This window comes from Variovorax sp. P5_A3 (genome assembly GCF_056400665.1).
The window spans coordinates 32,052-49,318 of record NZ_JBFUKW010000009.1 but is presented as its reverse complement, the minus strand read 5'-3'; the positions used below and the strand labels follow the sequence as shown (position 1 = coordinate 49,318).

Sequence of the window (17,267 nt, the reverse complement as noted above, 5' to 3'; positions counted from 1 at the left end):
ATGAGCGGAGGCGCAGCAGTCGCTGGAGGCCTTGATTGTCCCTAGCGCCTTCTGCTTGGCCCATGCGAAAAGTCCGAAACGTACAGACGTTTCTTGGATGGCTGGGCGGCGCGCATCGCGCGAAACATGGAAACTTCAGCGCTTATGGTCCGGTTCAGATCTGTGACGCAGCGCGCGGCCACCTGCGCATAATTGACGAAAACTATGACGCTCACGGAACTCAAATACATCGTCGCAGTCGCCCGGGAGCGGCATTTCGGCAAGGCTGCCGAGGCCTGCTATGTCTCGCAGCCCACGCTGTCGGTGGCGATCAAGAAGCTGGAAGACGAACTCGAGGTCAAGCTCTTCGAGCGGAGTGCAGGCGAAGTCACGGTGACGCCGCTGGGCGAGCAGATCGTGCAGCAGGCGCAAAGCGTGCTCGACCAGGCAGCCAGCATCAAGGAAATTGCGAAGCGCGGGAAGGATCCTTTGTCCGGTCCGCTCAATCTGGGCGTGATCTACACCATCGGCCCTTACCTTCTGCCCGACCTGGTCCGGCAGAACATCGCCCGCACGCCGCAGATGCCGCTGGTGCTTCAGGAGAACTTCACGGCTAAACTGCTCGAAATGCTGCGCGCCGGCGAGATCGACTGCGCAATCATGGCGGAGCCCTTTCCCGACACCGGCCTGGCCGTGGCCCCCCTCTACGACGAGCCTTTCATGGCAGCCTTGCCGGCCCATCATGCATTGGCGGGCCGCGAATCCGTGACCTCCGACGAACTCAAGAAGGAGACCATGCTGCTGCTGGGCACCGGTCACTGTTTTCGAGATCACGTGTTGGAGGTCTGCCCCGAGTTCGCCCGGTTTTCGAGCAACGCCGAAGGCATCCGCAAGAGCTTCGAAGGTTCGTCGCTCGAGACCATCAAGCACATGGTTGCGTCGGGCATGGGGGTGACGCTGGTCCCGCGTCTTTCGGTGCCTGGCGATGCGCTCAAGCCGAAGACCAGGGGCCGCAAGGAGCCCGAGCAAATCGTGCGCTATCTCCCCGTCCGCGACATACAGGGGGGTGAGCCGCCGACACGCCGCGTGGTGCTGGCATGGCGCCGCAGCTTCACACGCTACGAGGCGATCGCCGCGCTGCGCAATGCGATCTACGCTTGCGAGCTGCCGGGCGTCAAGCGCCTCTCCTAGCAATTTGCGCCATCGACCTACGAGTCCTCGACGTGTCGCGCGACCTAGCTGCGATAGAGTGCGGCTGTTGTGAAGTCCGCTTTCGGCTTCCCTGCTTCCATGCCGTCAGTCAACTTGAAGAAAGAGCCCATCACCATGGCCAAAGTCGTGAAGAAACCGAAGTCCCCCGCCACCGCTGCGCCGTCGGCGTCTGCCGGCAAGGTTCCCAAGAAGGGCGGCGTCATGGTCGCGGAGGAGTCTGGCAGCCGCAATGCACCGATGATCAACATCGGCATCGACCGCCAGGATCGCGCAGCCATCGCCGAAGGGCTGAGCCGCGTGCTGGCAGACACCTACACGCTTTACCTGACCACGCACAACTTCCACTGGAACGTGACGGGTCCGCATTTCAATTCGCTGCATGCGATGTTCATGACCCAGTACACGGAGTTGTGGGGCTCCACGGACGTCATCGCCGAGCGTATCAGGGCGCTGGGCCACTACGCGCCAGGTTCGTACGCCGAATTCAGCAAGATCGCAACCGTGCCTGATGTACCGCAGAGCCCGCCGAAGGCGATGGAGATGGTGCGCATCCTCGTCAAGGGACACGAGACGGTTTCGCGTATCGCGCGCGAGTTCATTCCGGTGGCCGAAGAGGCGGGAGACGATCCGACCGCCGACATGCTCACCGCGCGTTGCACGGTGCACGACCAGACGGCCTGGATGCTGCGTTCGCTGCTTGAAGACTGATCGCACAGACGGCCCCGCCGCGGGGCCGGCCCAGTCTGCGCCCGCGCCCCGCCGCGGGCGTTTTGCGTTGTACCTCGACCTGATCCGCTGGAACCGCCCGGCGGGTTGGCTGCTTCTGCTTTGGCCTACGCTGGGTGCCCTCTGGTTTGCGGCTGACGGCTGGCCGGGCTGGCATCTGCTCGTCGTGTTCGTGTTGGGCACCATTCTCATGCGCAGCGCAGGGTGTTGTGTCAACGACGTGGCCGATCGTGATTTCGACCGCCACGTCAAGCGCACCGCGAACAGGCCGGTGACCAGCGGATCGATTTCGGTCACCGAGGCACTGGTCGTCGGTGCCGTGCTGGCGCTGGCTGCATTCAGTCTGGTGCTCACGACCAATTCCGCCACGGTCATTTGGTCATTCGCCGCGCTGGCCGTGACGCTGATCTATCCGTTTGCCAAGCGCTTCGTGTCGATTCCGCAGGCAGTGCTCGGCATCGCGTTCAGCTTCGGCATACCGATGGCGTTTGCGGCCGTTCAGGCCCACGTTCCGCAATTGGCCTGGTGGCTGCTCGCGGGCAATCTGTTCTGGGTGCTGGCCTATGACACGGAGTACGCGATGGTCGATCGCGACGACGACCTCAAGATCGGCATGAAGACATCGGCAATCACTTTCGGGCGCCTCGACGTCGCGATCGTCATGGCGAGTTATGCCGTCTTCCTGGTCGTCTGGGGCTTTGCAGGTGCCGGCAAGGCGCTGGGTGCGCTCTTCTTCGTCGCGATAGGGATCGCGACGGCGCAGGCGCTATGGCATTGGCGGCTGATTCATGACCGGACGCGCGACGGTTGCTTCAAGGCTTTCCGTCTCAACCATTGGCTGGGCTTCACGGTGTTCGCGGGTGTCGTGGCCGGATACGCACTGCGCTGACTGCGACCGCCTTTCTCCTCAGTTGCGCCCGAACTCTTGGCCCAGTTCAGCCGCGCGACGATGTGCGGCGCGGATCGCCTCCTTGAATTTCGCCTTGAGATCGGCGCTCTCCATGGCCGTGATGGCGGCATGGGTGGTGCCGCCCTTCGACGTCACGCGTTCCCTCAAAACCGACGGCGGCTCGGTCGCGCTGCTGGCAAGGGCGGACGCGCCGGTGAAGGTGCCCACTGCCAGCTGGTGCGCCTGTTCCGGCGTCAATCCGAGCTCGACTGCGGCTTCCGTCATCGCCTCGATGAAATAGAAGACATAGGCCGGACCGGAGCCCGATATCGCAGTGACGGCGTCGAGAGCCCCTTCCTCGTCTACCCACATCAAGTCGCCGGTGGGGGCGAGCACCTGTTCAACCAGTTTCCGACCCGTGTTGTCCACGGCCTCGCGCGCAAAGAGTCCCGTCATGCCTTGGCCGACAAGGGCTGGCGTATTGGGCATGGCGCGAACCACCTGTTCCGTCCCAAGCCAGCGGACGACGCTGCTGGATGGGATCCCCGCGGCAACTGACAAATGGAGTGCATCGGGCGTCAGTCCGCGCACCGGGCGTGCCGCCTCGGCGAAGCTCTGCGGCTTGACGGCCCACACCACGACCTCGCAGCGTGCAAGTGCGTCGCCAGCCTCGGCCTGCGCCGTGATGCCGAAGTCATGGGCAAGCTTGGCGCGTGCTTCGGCGAAGGGTTCGACCACCTCGATGGCCTCCGGAGGTACGTCCTGCTTGATGAGGCCCCCGATGATGGCGCTTGCCATGTTGCCGCCGCCGATGAACGCGATGGGTGGCAAGGGCGTCGGCTCCCGTCGGGGCAGGAAAGTGACTGCGATGTTCATGGCTTATCCGGTGAATTCGAATGCTGCGAACTGAGTGATTTGCAGCGGATTGAAATTGTCGTCGCTCACCACGACGAGGAGGCGGCTGCCGTTCGGCAGATTGGGGCCCCAACACAGGCCCTCACTATTGTCCAGGCGGGACAGACCCAGCGTGCGAAGTTGGCGACCAGTTTCTTGGGGGAGGGAGTGTGATTGTCCGAGCTCAGCGCCTCTACGGCCAGAGTGTCCGAGGCGGTGCGGGTATCGATTTCGTAGAGCCGCAGCGAGTTGCCGATTCCGGTGGCGTAGGCGCGCTCGAGGACCAGCATGCGATGGGCGTCAATCACCAGCACCTCGCTGACCCCATTGTCGGCATGCAGGCCTGGCAGCAGCGGGCGTTGGGGGATGGCGTCCGGGACGTAGGCGACCTGCCGGCTGGTCCTGCCGGTCGCAAGGTCGATCTGGGTGAATCGGCAAGGACCGCCTGGCGAGGCCACCGTCGGGACGGGGCCGTCTTGGGCAAGGGCGTTTTCCATGGCCAGCCAGGCGTGACGATCGTCAGGCGTCAGGGCGAGTCCCTCCGGACCGAGGTTGTCCCTTGCGCCGCGCTTTCGTCCGGAATCAGGTTGAAACATGGCTGGAAGGAGGATTTCGCGAACCAGCGTTCCGTCGCGCTTCGACTCGTAGAGTGCCGGGCCGAAGCCGCGCCACGTCGCCCTCGCTGGCCCAGAGCACCGTCTCGGTGGCGCGGCGCAAACGGATCGCCTCCGGGTCGGGAACCGGTGTGCCCTGGGGCGCGCGCCGCCGCGCTGGCCATGGCGTCCCGTCGGGTTGGCTGAGAACTGTGACGCCGACCGGGCGAGGCACATCATTCCCGCTGGCAGCTGAGCAGCGCATGCCATAGAAGCGAAGTGGTGCCGTGATGCCACCTGTGCATCCGCCCAACTCGCCCGAGAAGGAAATCGAAGCGGCGGCCAATATCCGCCGACGAGTGGTTAGGGGCGTTGGCTGGTCGTGCACATCTCGAAGTCTACGTTTCCAAAGAATGCGCCAGTTGGGTTGTTGACGGCGCCTGCGGACTATGTGACAATCGCAGGCTTCGCTTGAAAAGGCGAAGCTTCTGCCCAGCGGAAGCGCATCGAACTGGTCGGTGCGTGGACGACGGGCCCAAGACTGACTGCGGAGTTGATTCGGAAGTGTCCGGGCAACGAGCAGTACAAGTTGGGAATATCACGAAATGATCCAAACTGAATCCCGGCTCGATGTGGCCGACAACACGGGCGCGAAATCCGTCCTGTGTATCAAGGTGCTCGGTGGCTCCAAGCGGCGTTATGCCAGCGTGGGCGACGTCATCAAGGTCAGCGTCAAGGAGGCCGCTCCCCGTGGTCGCGTCAAGAAGGGTGAGATCTACAGCGCAGTGGTGGTCCGCACCGCCAAGGGCATCCGTCGCAGCGACGGTTCGCTCGTCAAGTTCGACGGCAACGCAGCTGTGTTGCTCAATGCCAAGCTGGAGCCGATCGGCACCCGCATCTTTGGACCGGTCACGCGCGAACTGCGCACTGAGAAGTTCATGAAGATTGTGTCGCTGGCCCCCGAAGTTCTGTAAGGACAACAACGCCATGAACAAGATTCGCAAAGGCGACCAGGTCATCGTGTTGGCCGGGCGCGACAAGGGCAAGCGTGGGACTGTGTCCCTGCGTAAGGATGATTCGCATCTGGTTGTCGACGGCATCAATATCGTCAAGAAGCACACCAAGCCGAATCCACTCAAGGGTACGACCGGGGGCATCGTCGAGAAGGCCATGCCGATTCACCAATCCAACGTGGCGATCTTCAATGCTGCGACCGGCAAGGCCGATCGCGTGGGCATCAAGGTCACGGACGGCAAGCGCGTTCGCGTCTTCAAGTCCAGCGGCGAAGAAATCAAGGCCGCCTAAGGGGTACTCACATGGCACGTCTCCAAAAACACTATCGCGAAAAGATCGCGAAAGATCTGACCGAGAAGTTTGGCTACACCACGCCAATGCAGGTTCCGCGTCTGACCAAGATCACGCTCAACATGGGCGTGGGTGAAGCGGTCGCCGACAAGAAGGTCCTCGACAACGCCGTTGCCGATCTGACCAAGATCGCGGGCCAGAAGCCTGTCGTCACGAAGTCGAAGAAGGCTATCGCTGGTTTCAAGATCCGCGAGAACCAGCCGATCGGATGCATGGTCACGCTCCGTGGCGTTCAGATGTATGAATTCCTGGATCGCTTCGTGACGGTGGCTCTGCCGCGTGTCCGTGACTTCCGTGGGATTTCTGGCCGTGCGTTCGATGGCCGTGGCAACTACAACATCGGCGTCAAAGAGCAGATCATTTTCCCTGAGATCGAATACGACAAGGTCGATGCCCTGCGCGGTCTCAATATCAGCATCACGACGACGGCCAAGACCGACGAGGAAGCCAAGGCGCTTCTCGCTGGCTTCCGTTTCCCGTTCAAGAACTGAGGCGATCTGTGGCTAAAGCATCTTTGATCCAGCGCGAACTTAAGCGCGACAACCTGGTCGCCAAGTACGCCGCGAAGCACGCGGAACTCAAGGCGATCGCCAACGACGCCAAGAAGAGCGACGAAGAGCGCGCAGCTGCCCGCCTGGGCCTGCAGAAGCTCCCGCGTAACGCGAACCCGACGCGCCAACGCAACCGTTGCGAAATCACCGGTCGTCCGCGTGGCACCTTCCGTCAATTCGGTCTGGCCCGCGCCAAGATCCGCGAACTGGCTTTCAACGGCGACATCCCTGGTGTCACTAAGGCCAGCTGGTAAGCCAGGCAGGAGCAAACAACATGAGCATGAGTGATCCCATTGCCGACCTGCTGACGCGCATCCGCAACGCGCAGATGGTGGCGAAGCCCACCGTGTCGGTCCCGTCTTCCAAGGTGAAGATCGCGATCGCACAGGTGCTGAAGGACGAGGGCTATATCGACGGCTTCAAGGTCAAGACCGAAGCCGGCAAGAGCGAACTCGAAATCGCGTTGAAGTACTACGCTGGCCGCCCGGTCATCGAGCGCATCGAGCGTGTGAGCCGTCCTGGTCTGCGTGTCTACAAGGGCAGCGCGGCCATCCCGCAAGTTCAGAACGGCCTAGGCGTGGCCATCGTCACGACCCCAAAGGGCGTGATGACTGACCGCAAGGCGCGCGCTACCGGTGTTGGTGGCGAAGTCTTGTGCTACGTCGCGTAACCGAGACATCGAGGAGAAACTGAAATGTCCCGAGTAGGAAAAATGCCGATCGTCATCCCCGCAGGCGTGGATGTGTCGATCAAGGACGACCAGATCAGCGTCAAGGGCACGGGCGGCACGCTCAGCCTCGAGCGCAATGCACTGGTCAAGATCGTCAGTAATGACGGCAAGCTGAATTTCGAACCTGCGAACGAGTCGCGCGAAGCGAATGCAATGAGCGGCACGGTCCGTCAGCTGGTGAACAACATGGTCGTTGGCGTGACCAAGGGCTTCGAAAAGAAGCTCGCCCTGGTCGGCGTCGGCTACAAGGCTGCCGCACAGGGCGCCAAGCTGAATCTGCAAGTCGGCTATTCGCATCCGGTCAACATCGATATGCCGCAAGGCATCACGGTGGCAACCCCGACGCCGACTGAAATCCTGATCAAGGGTGCCGATCGCCAACGCGTTGGCCAAATCGCCGCTGAGATCCGCGCTGTTCGTCCGCCTGAGCCTTACAAGGGCAAGGGCATCAAGTACTCGGACGAAAAGATCGTGATCAAAGAGACCAAGAAGAAATAAGGGGCAGCAAAATGATGTTGACCAAAAAAGCACAGCGTCTTCGCCGTTCGCGCCAGACCCGCATCCGCATTGCGACGCAAGGCGTGGCGCGGCTGACGGTGAACCGCACCAATTTGCACATCTATGCCACCGTCATCTCCGACGACGGCTCCAAGGTGATCGCGACTGCATCGACAGCCGAAGCCGAGGTGCGTTCCTCGCTGGGCGGCTCCGGCAAGGGTGGCAACACCGCTGCTGCAACCGCCATCGGCAAGCGCATCGCCGAAAAGGCGAAGGCTGCCGGCGTCGAGAAAGTTGCGTTCGATCGCGCAGGTTTCGCGTATCACGGCCGCGTCAAGGCGCTGGCCGATGCCGCTCGTGAAGCTGGCCTGCAGTTCTAACCGGATACGAGATTCAAAATGGCAAAGATTCAGGCAAGAACGCAGAACGAAGGCCCCGAAGACGGTTTGCGCGAGAAGATGATCGCGATCAACCGCGTCACCAAGGTGGTGAAGGGTGGTCGTATCCTCGGTTTCGCAGCGCTCACCGTGGTCGGTGATGGCGATGGTCGCGTCGGCATGGGCAAGGGCAAATCGAAGGAAGTGCCGGCCGCAGTGCAGAAGGCGATGGAAGAAGCACGTCGCAACCTGGCAAAGATTTCGATCAAGAACGGTACGCTGCATCACCGCGTGACCGGCCATCATGGCGCCGCCTCGGTGGTCATGATTCCGGCCCCGAAGGGTACCGGCATCATTGCCGGCGGCCCGATGCGTGCCGTGTTCGAAGTGATGGGCATCACCGATATCGTGGCCAAGAGCCATGGATCGTCGAACCCGTACAACATGGTTCGCGCTACGCTCGACGGATTGAAGAATTCAACGACGGCATCCGAAGTGGCTGCCAAGCGTGGTCTGACCGTCGAAGAACTCTTCGCCTAAACCGGGAGTATCGAGATGACGACGCAACAACAAACCCTCAAGGTGCAATTGGTCAAGAGCCCGATCGGCACCAAGGAATCGCATCGCGCCACAGTGCGTGGCCTGGGTCTGCGAAAGCTCAATAGCGTGAGCGAATTGCAAGACACACCCGCGGTGCGCGGCATGATCAACAAGATCAGTTATCTGGTCAAAGTGCTCTAAACAGAGTCGCTGAGAGAGACGTATATGGAACTCAATGGCATCAAGCCGGCAGCCGGCGCCAAGCACGCCAAGCGCCGCGTCGGCCGTGGTATCGGCTCCGGCCTCGGGAAGACCGCGGGTCGTGGTCACAAGGGTCAGAAGTCGCGTGCAGGCGGTTTCCACAAGGTCGGCTTCGAAGGCGGTCAAATGCCGCTGCAGCGTCGTCTGCCTAAGCGTGGCTTCAAGTCGCACCTGCTGAAGTACAACGCCGAAGTCACGCTTGCCTCCCTTGAGAAGCTCGGCCTGGCCGAAGTGGACGTGCTGGCGCTGAAGCAAGCGGGTCTTGTGGGGCAGATCGCCAAAGTGGTGAAGGTCATCAAGTCGGGTGAACTCACCAAGGCCGTCAGGTTGACGGGCATTGGTGCGACTGCCGGCGCCAAGGCCGCTATCGAAGCAGTTGGCGGCAGCGTCGCCTAAACACACGGACTGAAAGAAGTTCTTCGTGGCAACCAACGCGGCAACGCTCGCAAAAACAGGCAAGTTCGGCGACCTGCGTCGTCGACTGGTCTTTTTGCTGCTCGCGCTTGTGGTCTATCGCATCGGGGCACATATTCCGGTGCCGGGCATCAACCCGGACCAACTTGCGCAGCTGTTCCAGGGCCAGCAAGGCGGCATCCTGAGCCTGTTCAACATGTTCTCGGGTGGCGCGTTGTCGCGCTTCACCGTGTTCGCGCTGGGCATCATGCCTTACATCTCCGCGTCGATCATCATGCAATTGATGACCTATGTGGTTCCGACCTTCGAGCAGTTGAAGAAGGAAGGCGAGGCGGGCCGTCGCAAGATCACGCAGTACACCCGGTACGGTACGCTAGCGCTCGCACTGTTCCAGTCGTTCAGCATCGCGGTCGCGCTCGAGTCATCCGCCGGGTTGGTGATTTCGCCTGGCTTCGGTTTCCGGATCACGGCCATGGTTAGCCTCACCGCTGGCTCGATGTTCCTGATGTGGCTCGGGGAGCAGATCACGGAGCGTGGTCTTGGAAACGGAATTTCGATTCTGATCTTCGCGGGTATCGCAGCCGGATTGCCGAATGCGATTGGCGGGCTGCTCGAATTGGTCCGCACCGGGGCAATGAATGTGCTTGTCGCGCTGTTCATCGTCGCGGTGGTGGTGTTGGTGACCTATTTCGTGGTGTTCGTCGAGCGCGGTCAACGCAAGATCCTTGTGAACTATGCGCGGCGACAGGTTGGAAACAAGGTCTATGGTGGACAGTCGTCCCACCTGCCTTTGAAGCTCAACATGGCTGGCGTGATTCCGCCGATCTTCGCGTCGTCGATCATCCTGCTGCCCACCACGGTCGTGGGCTGGTTCAGCACCGGCGAGAGCATGCGTTGGATCAAGGATATTGCCGGCGCCCTTCGACCGGGACAACCAATCTATGTGCTGCTGTATGCCAGCGCCATTGTGTTCTTCTGCTTCTTCTACACGGCGCTTGTGTTCAACAGTCGCGAGACCGCCGACAACCTGAAGAAGAGCGGCGCGTTCATTCCTGGCATCCGCCCGGGTGACCAAACTGCGCGCTACATCGACAAGATCCTGGTTCGCTTGACATTGGCCGGCGCGGTGTACATCACCTTCGTCTGCCTCCTGCCCGAGTTCCTGATCCTCAAATACAACGTGCCTTTCTATTTTGGAGGTACATCCCTGTTGATCATCGTGGTTGTCACGATGGACTTCATGGCCCAAGTACAGAACTACATGATGTCTCAGCAATACGAATCGCTGCTGAAGAAGGCCAATTTCAAGACATCGTAGGTGTAGATGTCGAAGGACGATGTCATCCAGATGCACGGTGAGGGTCTGGAGAACCTTCCAAATGCAACGTCCGGGTGAAGCTGGAAAATGGGCACATCGTCCTTGGACATATTTCCGGAAGGATGCGGATGCATTACATCCGCATCCTTCCAGGTGACAAGGTCACCGTTGAGTTGACGCCCTACGACTTGAGCCGGGCGCGCATTGTGTTTCGGGCGAAATGAGTCGCCGGGTTGAAAGAGTTTTAGGAGAATGAAATGAGAGTTTCGGCTTCGGTCAAAACCATTTGCCGTAATTGCAAGATCATCCGCCGCAAAGGTGTGGTGCGCGTGATCTGTACCGACCCGCGCCACAAGCAGCGCCAAGGTTGATTGAACGAGTATTAGAGGACGCACATGGCACGTATTGCTGGCATCAACATTCCGCCGCACAAGCACGCTGAAATCGGCCTGACCGCCATTTTCGGTATCGGTCGCACCCGCGCCCGCAAGATCTGCGAAGCGAGCGGCATCGAGTATTCGAAGAAGATCAAAGATCTGACCGACGCCGATCTGGAGAAGATCCGCGACCAGATCGCGCTCTTCACCATCGAAGGCGACTTGCGTCGCGAAACGACGATGAATATCAAACGCTTGATGGACATCGGTTGCTATCGCGGCTTCCGTCATCGTCGCGGCCTGCCGATGCGCGGCCAGCGTACGCGCACCAATGCTCGCACTCGCAAGGGTCCGCGCAAGGCGGCGCAGTCCCTGAAGAAATAAGGATAGACCAGCATGGCTAAAGCTCCTGCCAATAACGCTGCACAACGCGTTCGCAAGAAGGTTCGCAAGAACGTTGCGGACGGCATCGCCCACGTGCACGCTTCGTTCAACAACACGATCATCACGATCACCGATCGCCAAGGCAATGCTTTGTCATGGGCGTCTTCGGGTGGTCAGGGCTTCAAGGGTTCGCGCAAATCGACGCCTTTCGCTGCGCAGGTCGCCTCTGAAGTCGCCGGTCGTGCTGCGGTCGAACAAGGCATCAAGAACCTCGACGTCGAGATCAAGGGCCCAGGTCCTGGTCGCGAATCGTCGGTGCGCGCGCTCGCCGCGCTCGGCATCCGGATCAACTCCATTGCCGATGTGACGCCGGTGCCGCACAACGGCTGTCGTCCGCAAAAGCGTCGTCGGATCTGAGACGAGGACGTCCGGCGCAGCCCGCTTCACAGCGGCTGCGCATTTTGTTTTTCAACAAGCCCACCGCCGTCGGCACGCCGCTGATGGCTCCCGCATCAAACTGCGGTAGATGACACAAAGGAAGATCAAGTGGCACGCTATCTCGGCCCCAAGGCCAAACTCTCCCGCCGCGAAGGCACTGACTTGTTCCTGAAGAGCGCCCGTCGTTCGATCCAGGACAAGGCCAAGTTCGACTCCAAACCGGGCCAGCACGGACGGACCTCGGGTCAGCGCACCTCCGACTTCGGCCTGCAACTGCGTGAAAAGCAGAAGGTCAAACGCATGTATGGCGTGCTCGAGAAGCAGTTCCGCCGGTACTTCGAGGAAGCCGACCGCCGTCGTGGCAACACCGGCGCCAATTTGCTGTTCATTCTCGAATCGCGACTGGACAACGTGGTCTATCGCATGGGCTTTGGTTCGACCCGCGCCGAAGCGCGCCAGTTGGTGTCGCACAAGGCAATCACGGTGAATGGTCAGTCGGTCAATATCCCGTCGTACCTAGTAAAGACCGGTGACGTGATCGCCGTGCGGGACAAGTCGAAGAAGCAGACCCGCATTGCCGAGGCACTTCAGCTGGCTCAGCAAGTCGGGATCCCGGCTTGGGTCGAAGTGAATGCCGACAAAGGCGAAGGCACTTTCAAGAAGGTTCCCGATCGCGACGAATTTGCAGCTGATATCAACGAATCGTTGATCGTCGAACTCTATTCGCGCTGATTTTTTGGCCCGCGCATCTGTGCGCGGGCCGATATTTTTGTTCACGTTCCTGCCCCCGCACGTCGCTTCGGGTCAGGTGCTTCACCAGCCTTACCGGTGTAACGAGCCGGGGGTATTGAGAGGAAGTCTGCATGCAAACCACCCTGCTGAAACCCAAGACCATCCAAGTCGAGCAACTTGCGCCCAACAAGGCCAAGGTCACGCTCGAGCCGTTCGAGCGCGGCTACGGCCACACGCTCGGCAACGCATTGCGTCGCGTTCTGCTGTCGTCGATGGTCGGCTATTCGGCCACCGAAGTCACGATTGCCGGCGTGTTGCACGAGTACTCGTCGATCGATGGTGTGCAGGAAGACGTCGTCAATATTCTGCTGAATCTCAAGGGCGTGGTGTTCAAGCTTCACAACCGCGATGAAGTCACGCTGAGCTTGCGCAAGGACGGCGAAGGCGCCGTCACCGCATCGGATATCCAGACGCCGCACGATGTCGAGATCATCAACCCTGATCACGTGATCGCCCACTTGTCGCAAGGCGGCAAACTCGACATGCAGATCAAGGTTGAAAAGGGCCGTGGCTACGTCCCCGGAACGATGCGCCGCTATGCGGACGAACCGACCAAATCGATCGGCCGTATCGTTCTGGACGCCTCCTTCTCGCCGGTCAAGCGAGTGAGCTACACGGTGGAAAGCGCTCGCGTCGAGCAGCGCACCGACCTGGACAAACTGCTGGTCGAGATCGAAACCAACGGTGCGATCACTGCCGAAGATGCGGTTCGCGCATCGGCAAAGATCCTTGTTGAGCAACTGGCAGTGTTCGCACAGCTCGAAGGTGGCGAACTCGCTGCGTTCGACGCACCCGCACCGCGTAGCGCTCAACAGTTCGATCCGATCCTGTTGCGCCCGGTCGACGAGCTTGAACTCACGGTTCGTTCGGCCAATTGCCTCAAGGCGGAGAACATCTACTACATCGGTGACTTGATCCAGCGCACAGAAAACGAGTTGCTCAAGACGCCGAACCTGGGTCGCAAGTCGCTCAACGAAATCAAGGAAGTGCTCGCATCTCGCGGCCTGACTTTGGGTATGAAGCTTGAAAGCTGGCCGCCGGCCGGTCTGGACAAGCGCTGATTTTTTTGGCGGGCCGGAAGGGCCCGCAGTGCACCGGGCAGTACCTGATACGGCTGCCTGTTTTTATAAAGTAAAGGAAAGCACCATGCGTCACGGACACGGACTTCGTAAACTCAACCGCACCAGCTCGCACCGCCTCGCGATGCTGCAGAACATGATGAATTCGCTCATCGAGCATGAAGTCATCAAGACCACCGTCCCCAAGGCCAAGGAACTGCGCCGCGTCATCGAACCGATGATCACGCTGGCCAAGAAGCCGACGGTCGCCAATAAACGCCTCGCATTCGACCGTCTGCGCGATCGCGACAGCGTCGTCAAGCTGTTCGGCGAACTCGGTCCCCGCTACCAAGCACGTCCAGGCGGCTATACGCGCATCCTGAAGATGGGTTTCCGCGTGGGCGACAACGCGCCCATGGCGCTCGTCGAACTGGTTGATCGTCCCGAAGTGACAGAAGCAACTGTTGACGAGCAGAATGCCGCAGAATAAGCTATAATTCCATCTTGCCGCGCGATGGAGCAGCCTGGTAGCTCGTTGGGCTCATAACCCAAAGGTCGCAAGTTCAAATCTTGCTCGCGCAACCAAATTTCCGGCGATGGAAATCGTCGAAACGACAAAAAGCCCACTTCGGTGGGCTTTTTGCTTTTGTGAGTTCCGACTTCTTAGTGCTCAGTCCGGAATGACCGCAGTGACCTCGATCTCCACCTTCGCGCGAGATTCGACAAGGGCCGCGACCTGCACACAGGTCATCGCCGGGAAGTTCTTTCCCATTGCTTCGCGGTAGACCGGTCCAAGCTCGCCAAGGCGACGGCTGTACTCGTCGCGATCCACCACATACCACGTCATCCGCACCATGTGCTCGGGTCCCGCGCCAGCTTCGCGCAGGACCTCGACGATGTTCCGCAGTGCCAGGCCCGCCTGTTCGATGAAATCGTCGGATTCGAATTGCTGCTGCGCATTCCATCCGATCTGCCCGCCGACGAAGACCATCGTGCCGCGCGCTGCCACGCCATTCGCATAGCCCTTCGGGGGCATCCAGCCCGGGGGCTGCAAGAGTTTGATCATGTCAATTGCCTCAGTTTGAATCGTTGAAGTTTTCCGGTTTCCGTGCGCGGCAGGTTGGTCACGAAAGCGACCTCCCGGGGATATTTGAAGGGCGCGATGGTGGCCTTGACGTGGTCCTGCAGTGCCTTGACCAGCGTTGCGTCGCCCACATGACCCGGCTTGAGCACGCAGAACGCCTTGACGATCATTCCGCGCTCTTCATCGGGCTTGCCGATCACGCCGCACTCGGCGACGGCCGGATGCTTCAGCAGCGCATCCTCGACCTCCGGCCCGCCCACGTTATAGCCCGCCGTGACGATCATGTCGTCGGCGCGAGACTGGTAGAAGAAATAACCGTCTTCGTCCTCGACGAATGCATCGCCGGGGTAATTCCAGCCGTTCCTCACATAGTCCGCCTGCCTCGGATCGTCGAGGTAGCGGCAGCCGACTGGGCCGATGATCGCCAGCTTGCCGACCGTCCCGCGTGGCACTTCGTTGCCGGCGTCATCCACGATCCTGGCGATAAAACCCGGCACCGCCTTGCCGACTGCGCCGCGCCGGACGTCGTCGCCAGCAGCGGAAATGTAGATGTGGAACACCTCGGTTCCACCGATGCCGTCGAGCATCTCTATGCCGGTCGCTTGCTTCCAGAGTTGACGCGTCGCATCGGGCAGGGCCTCGCCGGCGCTGACGCTGATCCGCAGACTTGGCATTCCCGCCTTGGCAAAGACCGCCATCTGGCGATAGAAGGTGGGCGCGGTGTAGCAGATCGTCGCGCCGATCTCGCGAATCACGTTGACCATGGTTTCCGGCGTATACGGCGCATCATGAAAGTACACGGATGCGCCTGCCGACATCGGGAAGATCAAAAGGCCGCCCAGCCCGAACGTGAAGGCCAGCGGCGGGGAGCCGACGACGATGTCGTCGCTGCACGCCCGAAGGACATGCCGCGGCCAAGTCTGGCACATCGCGAGCACGTCGCGGTGGGTCGTTACCGGCGCCTTGGGCTTGCCTGTCGTGCCGGAGGTAAAGGCCAGCAGGGCGATATCGTCCGCAGCCGTCGGACATGCCTCGAACACCCCCGTCTTTCCCGCAGCGCGTGCAGAGAGTGAATCGGGCGCCTCCGGCAGGTTGAACGCGACGATCGTCTTCAACACCGGATGCGCCGCCTGCGCCGTCCGCAGTTCGTCGAGCAGCTTGCCCTCGCACAGCGCGACCGCCGGCTGCGACTTCTCGATGATCTCGCCCAGTTCCTTGGCGCGCAGCAACGGCATGGTGGCGACCGCGATCAGGCCGGCCTTGACCACCGCCAGCCACGCCAGGGCCATGGGTATCGAATTCCCCCCGCGCAGCAGCACGCGATTCCCAGGGACCAGGCCGAGATCCTCGGTCAGCACCTGAGCGATGCGATTGACTTCGACGGCCGCTTCCCCATACGTGAGCGTGCGCGCTGGCGAACGCAACATTGGCCTGTCGGCGAAGCCCTTTGACGATGCGTTATCGAGCAACTCCTCCACCAGATTCAGCCGATCCGGCAGCCGGAGTTCGGGCAGGTCGTACCGGAAGATCGGCAATTGATCCGCCGGCGGAAGCCGGTCGTGCACGAAGCGATCGATCTGAGCACTAGGGGTCATTTGTTCCTCAGGACGGCTTTGCCAATGATCAGTTGCTGGACTTCCGTTGCGCCCTCGTAGATGCGCAAGGAGCGGATGTCGCGGTAGAGGCTCTCGACCTTGGTGCCCACCTTCACGCCGAGCCCGCCATGCATCTGCAGCGCCATGTCGATCACGCGGCTCGCGTTCTCGGTCGCGCACATCTTCGCCATGGCGGCGGCCGCGGTGAGGTCGCCGACGGCGGGCTTGCCGCGCCGCTCGCTGTCGTCACGCATCCAAGCCGCGCGGTAGGTGAGGAGCGCGGCACTGTCGATCATTGCAGCCATCTCGCCGAGCTTCGCCTGGGTCAGCTGGAAATCCGCCAGCGTCTGGCCGAACATCCTTCGCTTCTGGGCGTGCTGGATCGCGTCCGACAAGGCGCGTCGCGCCATGCCGAGCGCGGCGCCGGCGACGGAGGCACGGAAGATGTCTAGCGTGCGCATCGCCAGCTTGAATCCGCCGTTCAACTCCCCGAGCTGCGCGCTGCGCGGCACCACGCACCCGTCAAAGCGCAAGGTTGCCAGCGGATGCGGCGCCATCACCTCGATGTGGCCCGAGGTGTCGAGTCCGGGGGTGCTGGCGCCGACGATGAATGCCGTGATGCCTCGCGATCCTGCGGCTGGATCCGTTTTTGCGAAGACGCAATAGAAATCGGCAATGCCGCCATTGCTGATCCAGGTCTTCTCGCCGGTCAGACGCCATCCGTCGGCCGTGGCTTCGGCACGCATCGCCATCGCGCCGACGTCGGAGCCGGCTTCGGGTTCGCTGAGCGCAAAGGCTGCGATCTTGTCCCCGCGACCGACAGGCGCGAGGTAGTCGGTATGCTGCGCCGAGGTGCCAGCCAGCGTGATCGCTCCGCTGCCCAACCCTTGCATCGCAAAGGCGAAATCAGCCAGCGGCGAATGGAACGCGAGCGTCTCGCGCAACAGCACGAGCGCACGCGAATCGAGCCGCTCCAGCGCACCGCCGGAGGCAGCCGGCACACAGTAGCGCAGCCAGCCGGCCTGGCCGAGCCGACGGACCCAGTCGCGGCAGGCCGCGCGGTCATCGCGCTCATCCACCGCCTGTGCCGCCGCCCAGGGCAGCAACTCACGTGCGAGCGCACGATGCGCGTCGTCGAAGAAGGGCAGCGCGAGATGCGCCGTGGAAGGATCGACAGCCGATGCAGCCATGA

The 17,267-nt window shown here is 61.3% G+C and carries 24 protein-coding genes, 1 tRNA gene and 2 pseudogenes; 22 read left to right on the top strand and 5 right to left on the bottom strand.

The genetic code is table 11. The annotated features are described in order from the left end of the window. Positions 1–204: 204 nt before the first annotated feature. From AC1D3B_RS16010 to ubiA, 3 genes are all read left to right on the top strand, one after another. Positions 205–1,170: a LysR substrate-binding domain-containing protein gene (locus AC1D3B_RS16010; protein ID WP_478191645.1), complete on the top strand. Its 966-nt coding sequence runs from the start codon at positions 205–207 to the stop codon at positions 1,168–1,170. Between the two features lie 135 nt (positions 1,171–1,305). Next, positions 1,306–1,899, top strand: coding sequence for a Dps family protein (locus AC1D3B_RS16005; RefSeq protein ID WP_478191644.1), 594 nt, complete (start codon positions 1,306–1,308; stop codon positions 1,897–1,899). 67 nt (positions 1,900–1,966) lie between these two features. Further along, entirely contained in the window at positions 1,967–2,806 is an 840-nt protein-coding gene (gene ubiA, locus AC1D3B_RS16000) for a 4-hydroxybenzoate octaprenyltransferase (RefSeq protein ID WP_478191802.1), read from the top strand. Positions 2,807–2,824: 18 nt separating this feature from the next. Here ubiA and proC read toward each other — a convergent pair whose 3' ends face one another. Together proC and AC1D3B_RS15990 are read right to left on the bottom strand one after the other, a co-directional pair. Next, positions 2,825–3,682, bottom strand: coding sequence for a pyrroline-5-carboxylate reductase (proC, locus tag AC1D3B_RS15995; RefSeq protein WP_478191643.1), 858 nt, complete (start codon positions 3,680–3,682; stop codon positions 2,825–2,827). A gap of 3 nt (positions 3,683–3,685) precedes the next feature. Next, positions 3,686–4,530, bottom strand: a pseudogene (locus AC1D3B_RS15990) (esterase-like activity of phytase family protein). 368 nt (positions 4,531–4,898) lie between these two features. On the opposite strand from AC1D3B_RS15990, the gene rplN reads away from it, so the two are divergent. The 19 genes and pseudogenes from rplN (at position 4,899) to AC1D3B_RS15895 (ending at position 13,981) form a co-directional block, all read left to right on the top strand. Then, positions 4,899–5,267: a 50S ribosomal protein L14 gene (rplN, locus tag AC1D3B_RS15985; protein ID WP_435518278.1), complete on the top strand. Its 369-nt coding sequence runs from the start codon at positions 4,899–4,901 to the stop codon at positions 5,265–5,267. A gap of 13 nt (positions 5,268–5,280) precedes the next feature. Beyond that, positions 5,281–5,598 (top strand): 50S ribosomal protein L24, encoded by a 318-nt coding sequence (gene rplX, locus AC1D3B_RS15980; RefSeq protein ID WP_478191642.1) that lies wholly within the window; start codon positions 5,281–5,283, stop codon positions 5,596–5,598. Between the two features lie 11 nt (positions 5,599–5,609). After that, entirely contained in the window at positions 5,610–6,149 is a 540-nt protein-coding gene (gene rplE, locus AC1D3B_RS15975; RefSeq protein WP_478191641.1) for a 50S ribosomal protein L5, read from the top strand. 8 nt (positions 6,150–6,157) lie between these two features. After that, positions 6,158–6,463: a 30S ribosomal protein S14 gene (rpsN, locus tag AC1D3B_RS15970; protein ID WP_038118843.1), complete on the top strand. Its 306-nt coding sequence runs from the start codon at positions 6,158–6,160 to the stop codon at positions 6,461–6,463. Between the two features lie 20 nt (positions 6,464–6,483). Then, positions 6,484–6,879, top strand: coding sequence for a 30S ribosomal protein S8 (gene rpsH / locus AC1D3B_RS15965; protein WP_478191640.1), 396 nt, complete (start codon positions 6,484–6,486; stop codon positions 6,877–6,879). Between the two features lie 24 nt (positions 6,880–6,903). After that, positions 6,904–7,437, top strand: a complete 534-nt coding sequence (rplF, locus tag AC1D3B_RS15960; protein ID WP_478191639.1) for a 50S ribosomal protein L6 — start codon at positions 6,904–6,906, stop codon at positions 7,435–7,437. A 14-nt stretch (positions 7,438–7,451) separates the two neighbouring features. Beyond that, entirely contained in the window at positions 7,452–7,817 is a 366-nt protein-coding gene (rplR, locus tag AC1D3B_RS15955) for a 50S ribosomal protein L18 (protein WP_478191801.1), read from the top strand. Between the two features lie 18 nt (positions 7,818–7,835). Beyond that, a complete protein-coding gene (gene rpsE / locus AC1D3B_RS15950) occupies positions 7,836–8,354 on the top strand; it encodes a 30S ribosomal protein S5 (RefSeq protein WP_028250822.1) in 519 nt (172 codons plus the stop codon). Positions 8,355–8,369: 15 nt separating this feature from the next. Then, positions 8,370–8,555 carry a 50S ribosomal protein L30 gene (rpmD, locus tag AC1D3B_RS15945; protein WP_009124818.1) on the top strand — a complete coding sequence of 62 codons (186 nt, stop codon included), beginning with the start codon at positions 8,370–8,372 and terminating at the stop codon, positions 8,553–8,555. Positions 8,556–8,579: 24 nt separating this feature from the next. Beyond that, positions 8,580–9,011 carry a 50S ribosomal protein L15 gene (rplO, locus tag AC1D3B_RS15940; RefSeq protein ID WP_478191638.1) on the top strand — a complete coding sequence of 144 codons (432 nt, stop codon included), beginning with the start codon at positions 8,580–8,582 and terminating at the stop codon, positions 9,009–9,011. 25 nt (positions 9,012–9,036) lie between these two features. Further along, the gene (gene secY, locus AC1D3B_RS15935; protein ID WP_435518284.1) at positions 9,037–10,347 is read left to right on the top strand and encodes a preprotein translocase subunit SecY; all 1,311 of its coding nucleotides are present in this window, start codon (positions 9,037–9,039) and stop codon (positions 10,345–10,347) included. A 6-nt stretch (positions 10,348–10,353) separates the two neighbouring features. Then, positions 10,354–10,571: pseudogene (gene infA, locus AC1D3B_RS15930) on the top strand (translation initiation factor IF-1). 33 nt (positions 10,572–10,604) lie between these two features. Continuing rightward, on the top strand, positions 10,605–10,718 hold the full coding sequence (rpmJ, locus tag AC1D3B_RS15925; RefSeq protein ID WP_038201958.1) for a 50S ribosomal protein L36: 114 nt from the start codon (positions 10,605–10,607) through the stop codon (positions 10,716–10,718). Between the two features lie 24 nt (positions 10,719–10,742). Further along, complete coding sequence (gene rpsM / locus AC1D3B_RS15920; RefSeq protein WP_019653977.1) at positions 10,743–11,108, top strand: 30S ribosomal protein S13; 366 nt, start codon at positions 10,743–10,745, stop codon at positions 11,106–11,108. A 12-nt stretch (positions 11,109–11,120) separates the two neighbouring features. Then, on the top strand, positions 11,121–11,525 hold the full coding sequence (rpsK, locus tag AC1D3B_RS15915; RefSeq protein WP_009124825.1) for a 30S ribosomal protein S11: 405 nt from the start codon (positions 11,121–11,123) through the stop codon (positions 11,523–11,525). Between the two features lie 129 nt (positions 11,526–11,654). Next, positions 11,655–12,278 (top strand): 30S ribosomal protein S4, encoded by a 624-nt coding sequence (rpsD, locus tag AC1D3B_RS15910; protein ID WP_093105298.1) that lies wholly within the window; start codon positions 11,655–11,657, stop codon positions 12,276–12,278. 131 nt (positions 12,279–12,409) lie between these two features. Beyond that, positions 12,410–13,399 (top strand): DNA-directed RNA polymerase subunit alpha, encoded by a 990-nt coding sequence (locus AC1D3B_RS15905; protein WP_158721727.1) that lies wholly within the window; start codon positions 12,410–12,412, stop codon positions 13,397–13,399. A gap of 85 nt (positions 13,400–13,484) precedes the next feature. Continuing rightward, positions 13,485–13,886, top strand: a complete 402-nt coding sequence (gene rplQ, locus AC1D3B_RS15900) for a 50S ribosomal protein L17 (protein ID WP_478191800.1) — start codon at positions 13,485–13,487, stop codon at positions 13,884–13,886. Positions 13,887–13,904: 18 nt separating this feature from the next. Then, positions 13,905–13,981: transfer RNA gene (locus AC1D3B_RS15895), tRNA-Met, on the top strand. Positions 13,982–14,066: 85 nt separating this feature from the next. On the opposite strand, the gene AC1D3B_RS15890 is transcribed toward AC1D3B_RS15895, so the two are convergent. Genes AC1D3B_RS15890 through AC1D3B_RS15880 form a run of 3 tightly spaced genes read right to left on the bottom strand, consistent with a single transcriptional unit; the run spans position 14,067 to position 17,265 of the window. After that, complete coding sequence (locus tag AC1D3B_RS15890; protein WP_478191637.1) at positions 14,067–14,462, bottom strand: RidA family protein; 396 nt, start codon at positions 14,460–14,462, stop codon at positions 14,067–14,069. After that, on the bottom strand, positions 14,459–16,075 hold the full coding sequence (locus tag AC1D3B_RS15885) for an AMP-binding protein (protein WP_478191636.1): 1,617 nt from the start codon (positions 16,073–16,075) through the stop codon (positions 14,459–14,461). Before AC1D3B_RS15885 ends, AC1D3B_RS15890 begins: the two co-directional genes overlap by 4 nt. Continuing rightward, positions 16,072–17,265, bottom strand: a complete 1,194-nt coding sequence (locus tag AC1D3B_RS15880; RefSeq protein ID WP_478191635.1) for an acyl-CoA dehydrogenase family protein — start codon at positions 17,263–17,265, stop codon at positions 16,072–16,074. The genes AC1D3B_RS15885 and AC1D3B_RS15880 overlap by 4 nt, the downstream gene beginning before the upstream one ends. Between the last annotated feature and the right edge of the window lie 2 nt (positions 17,266–17,267).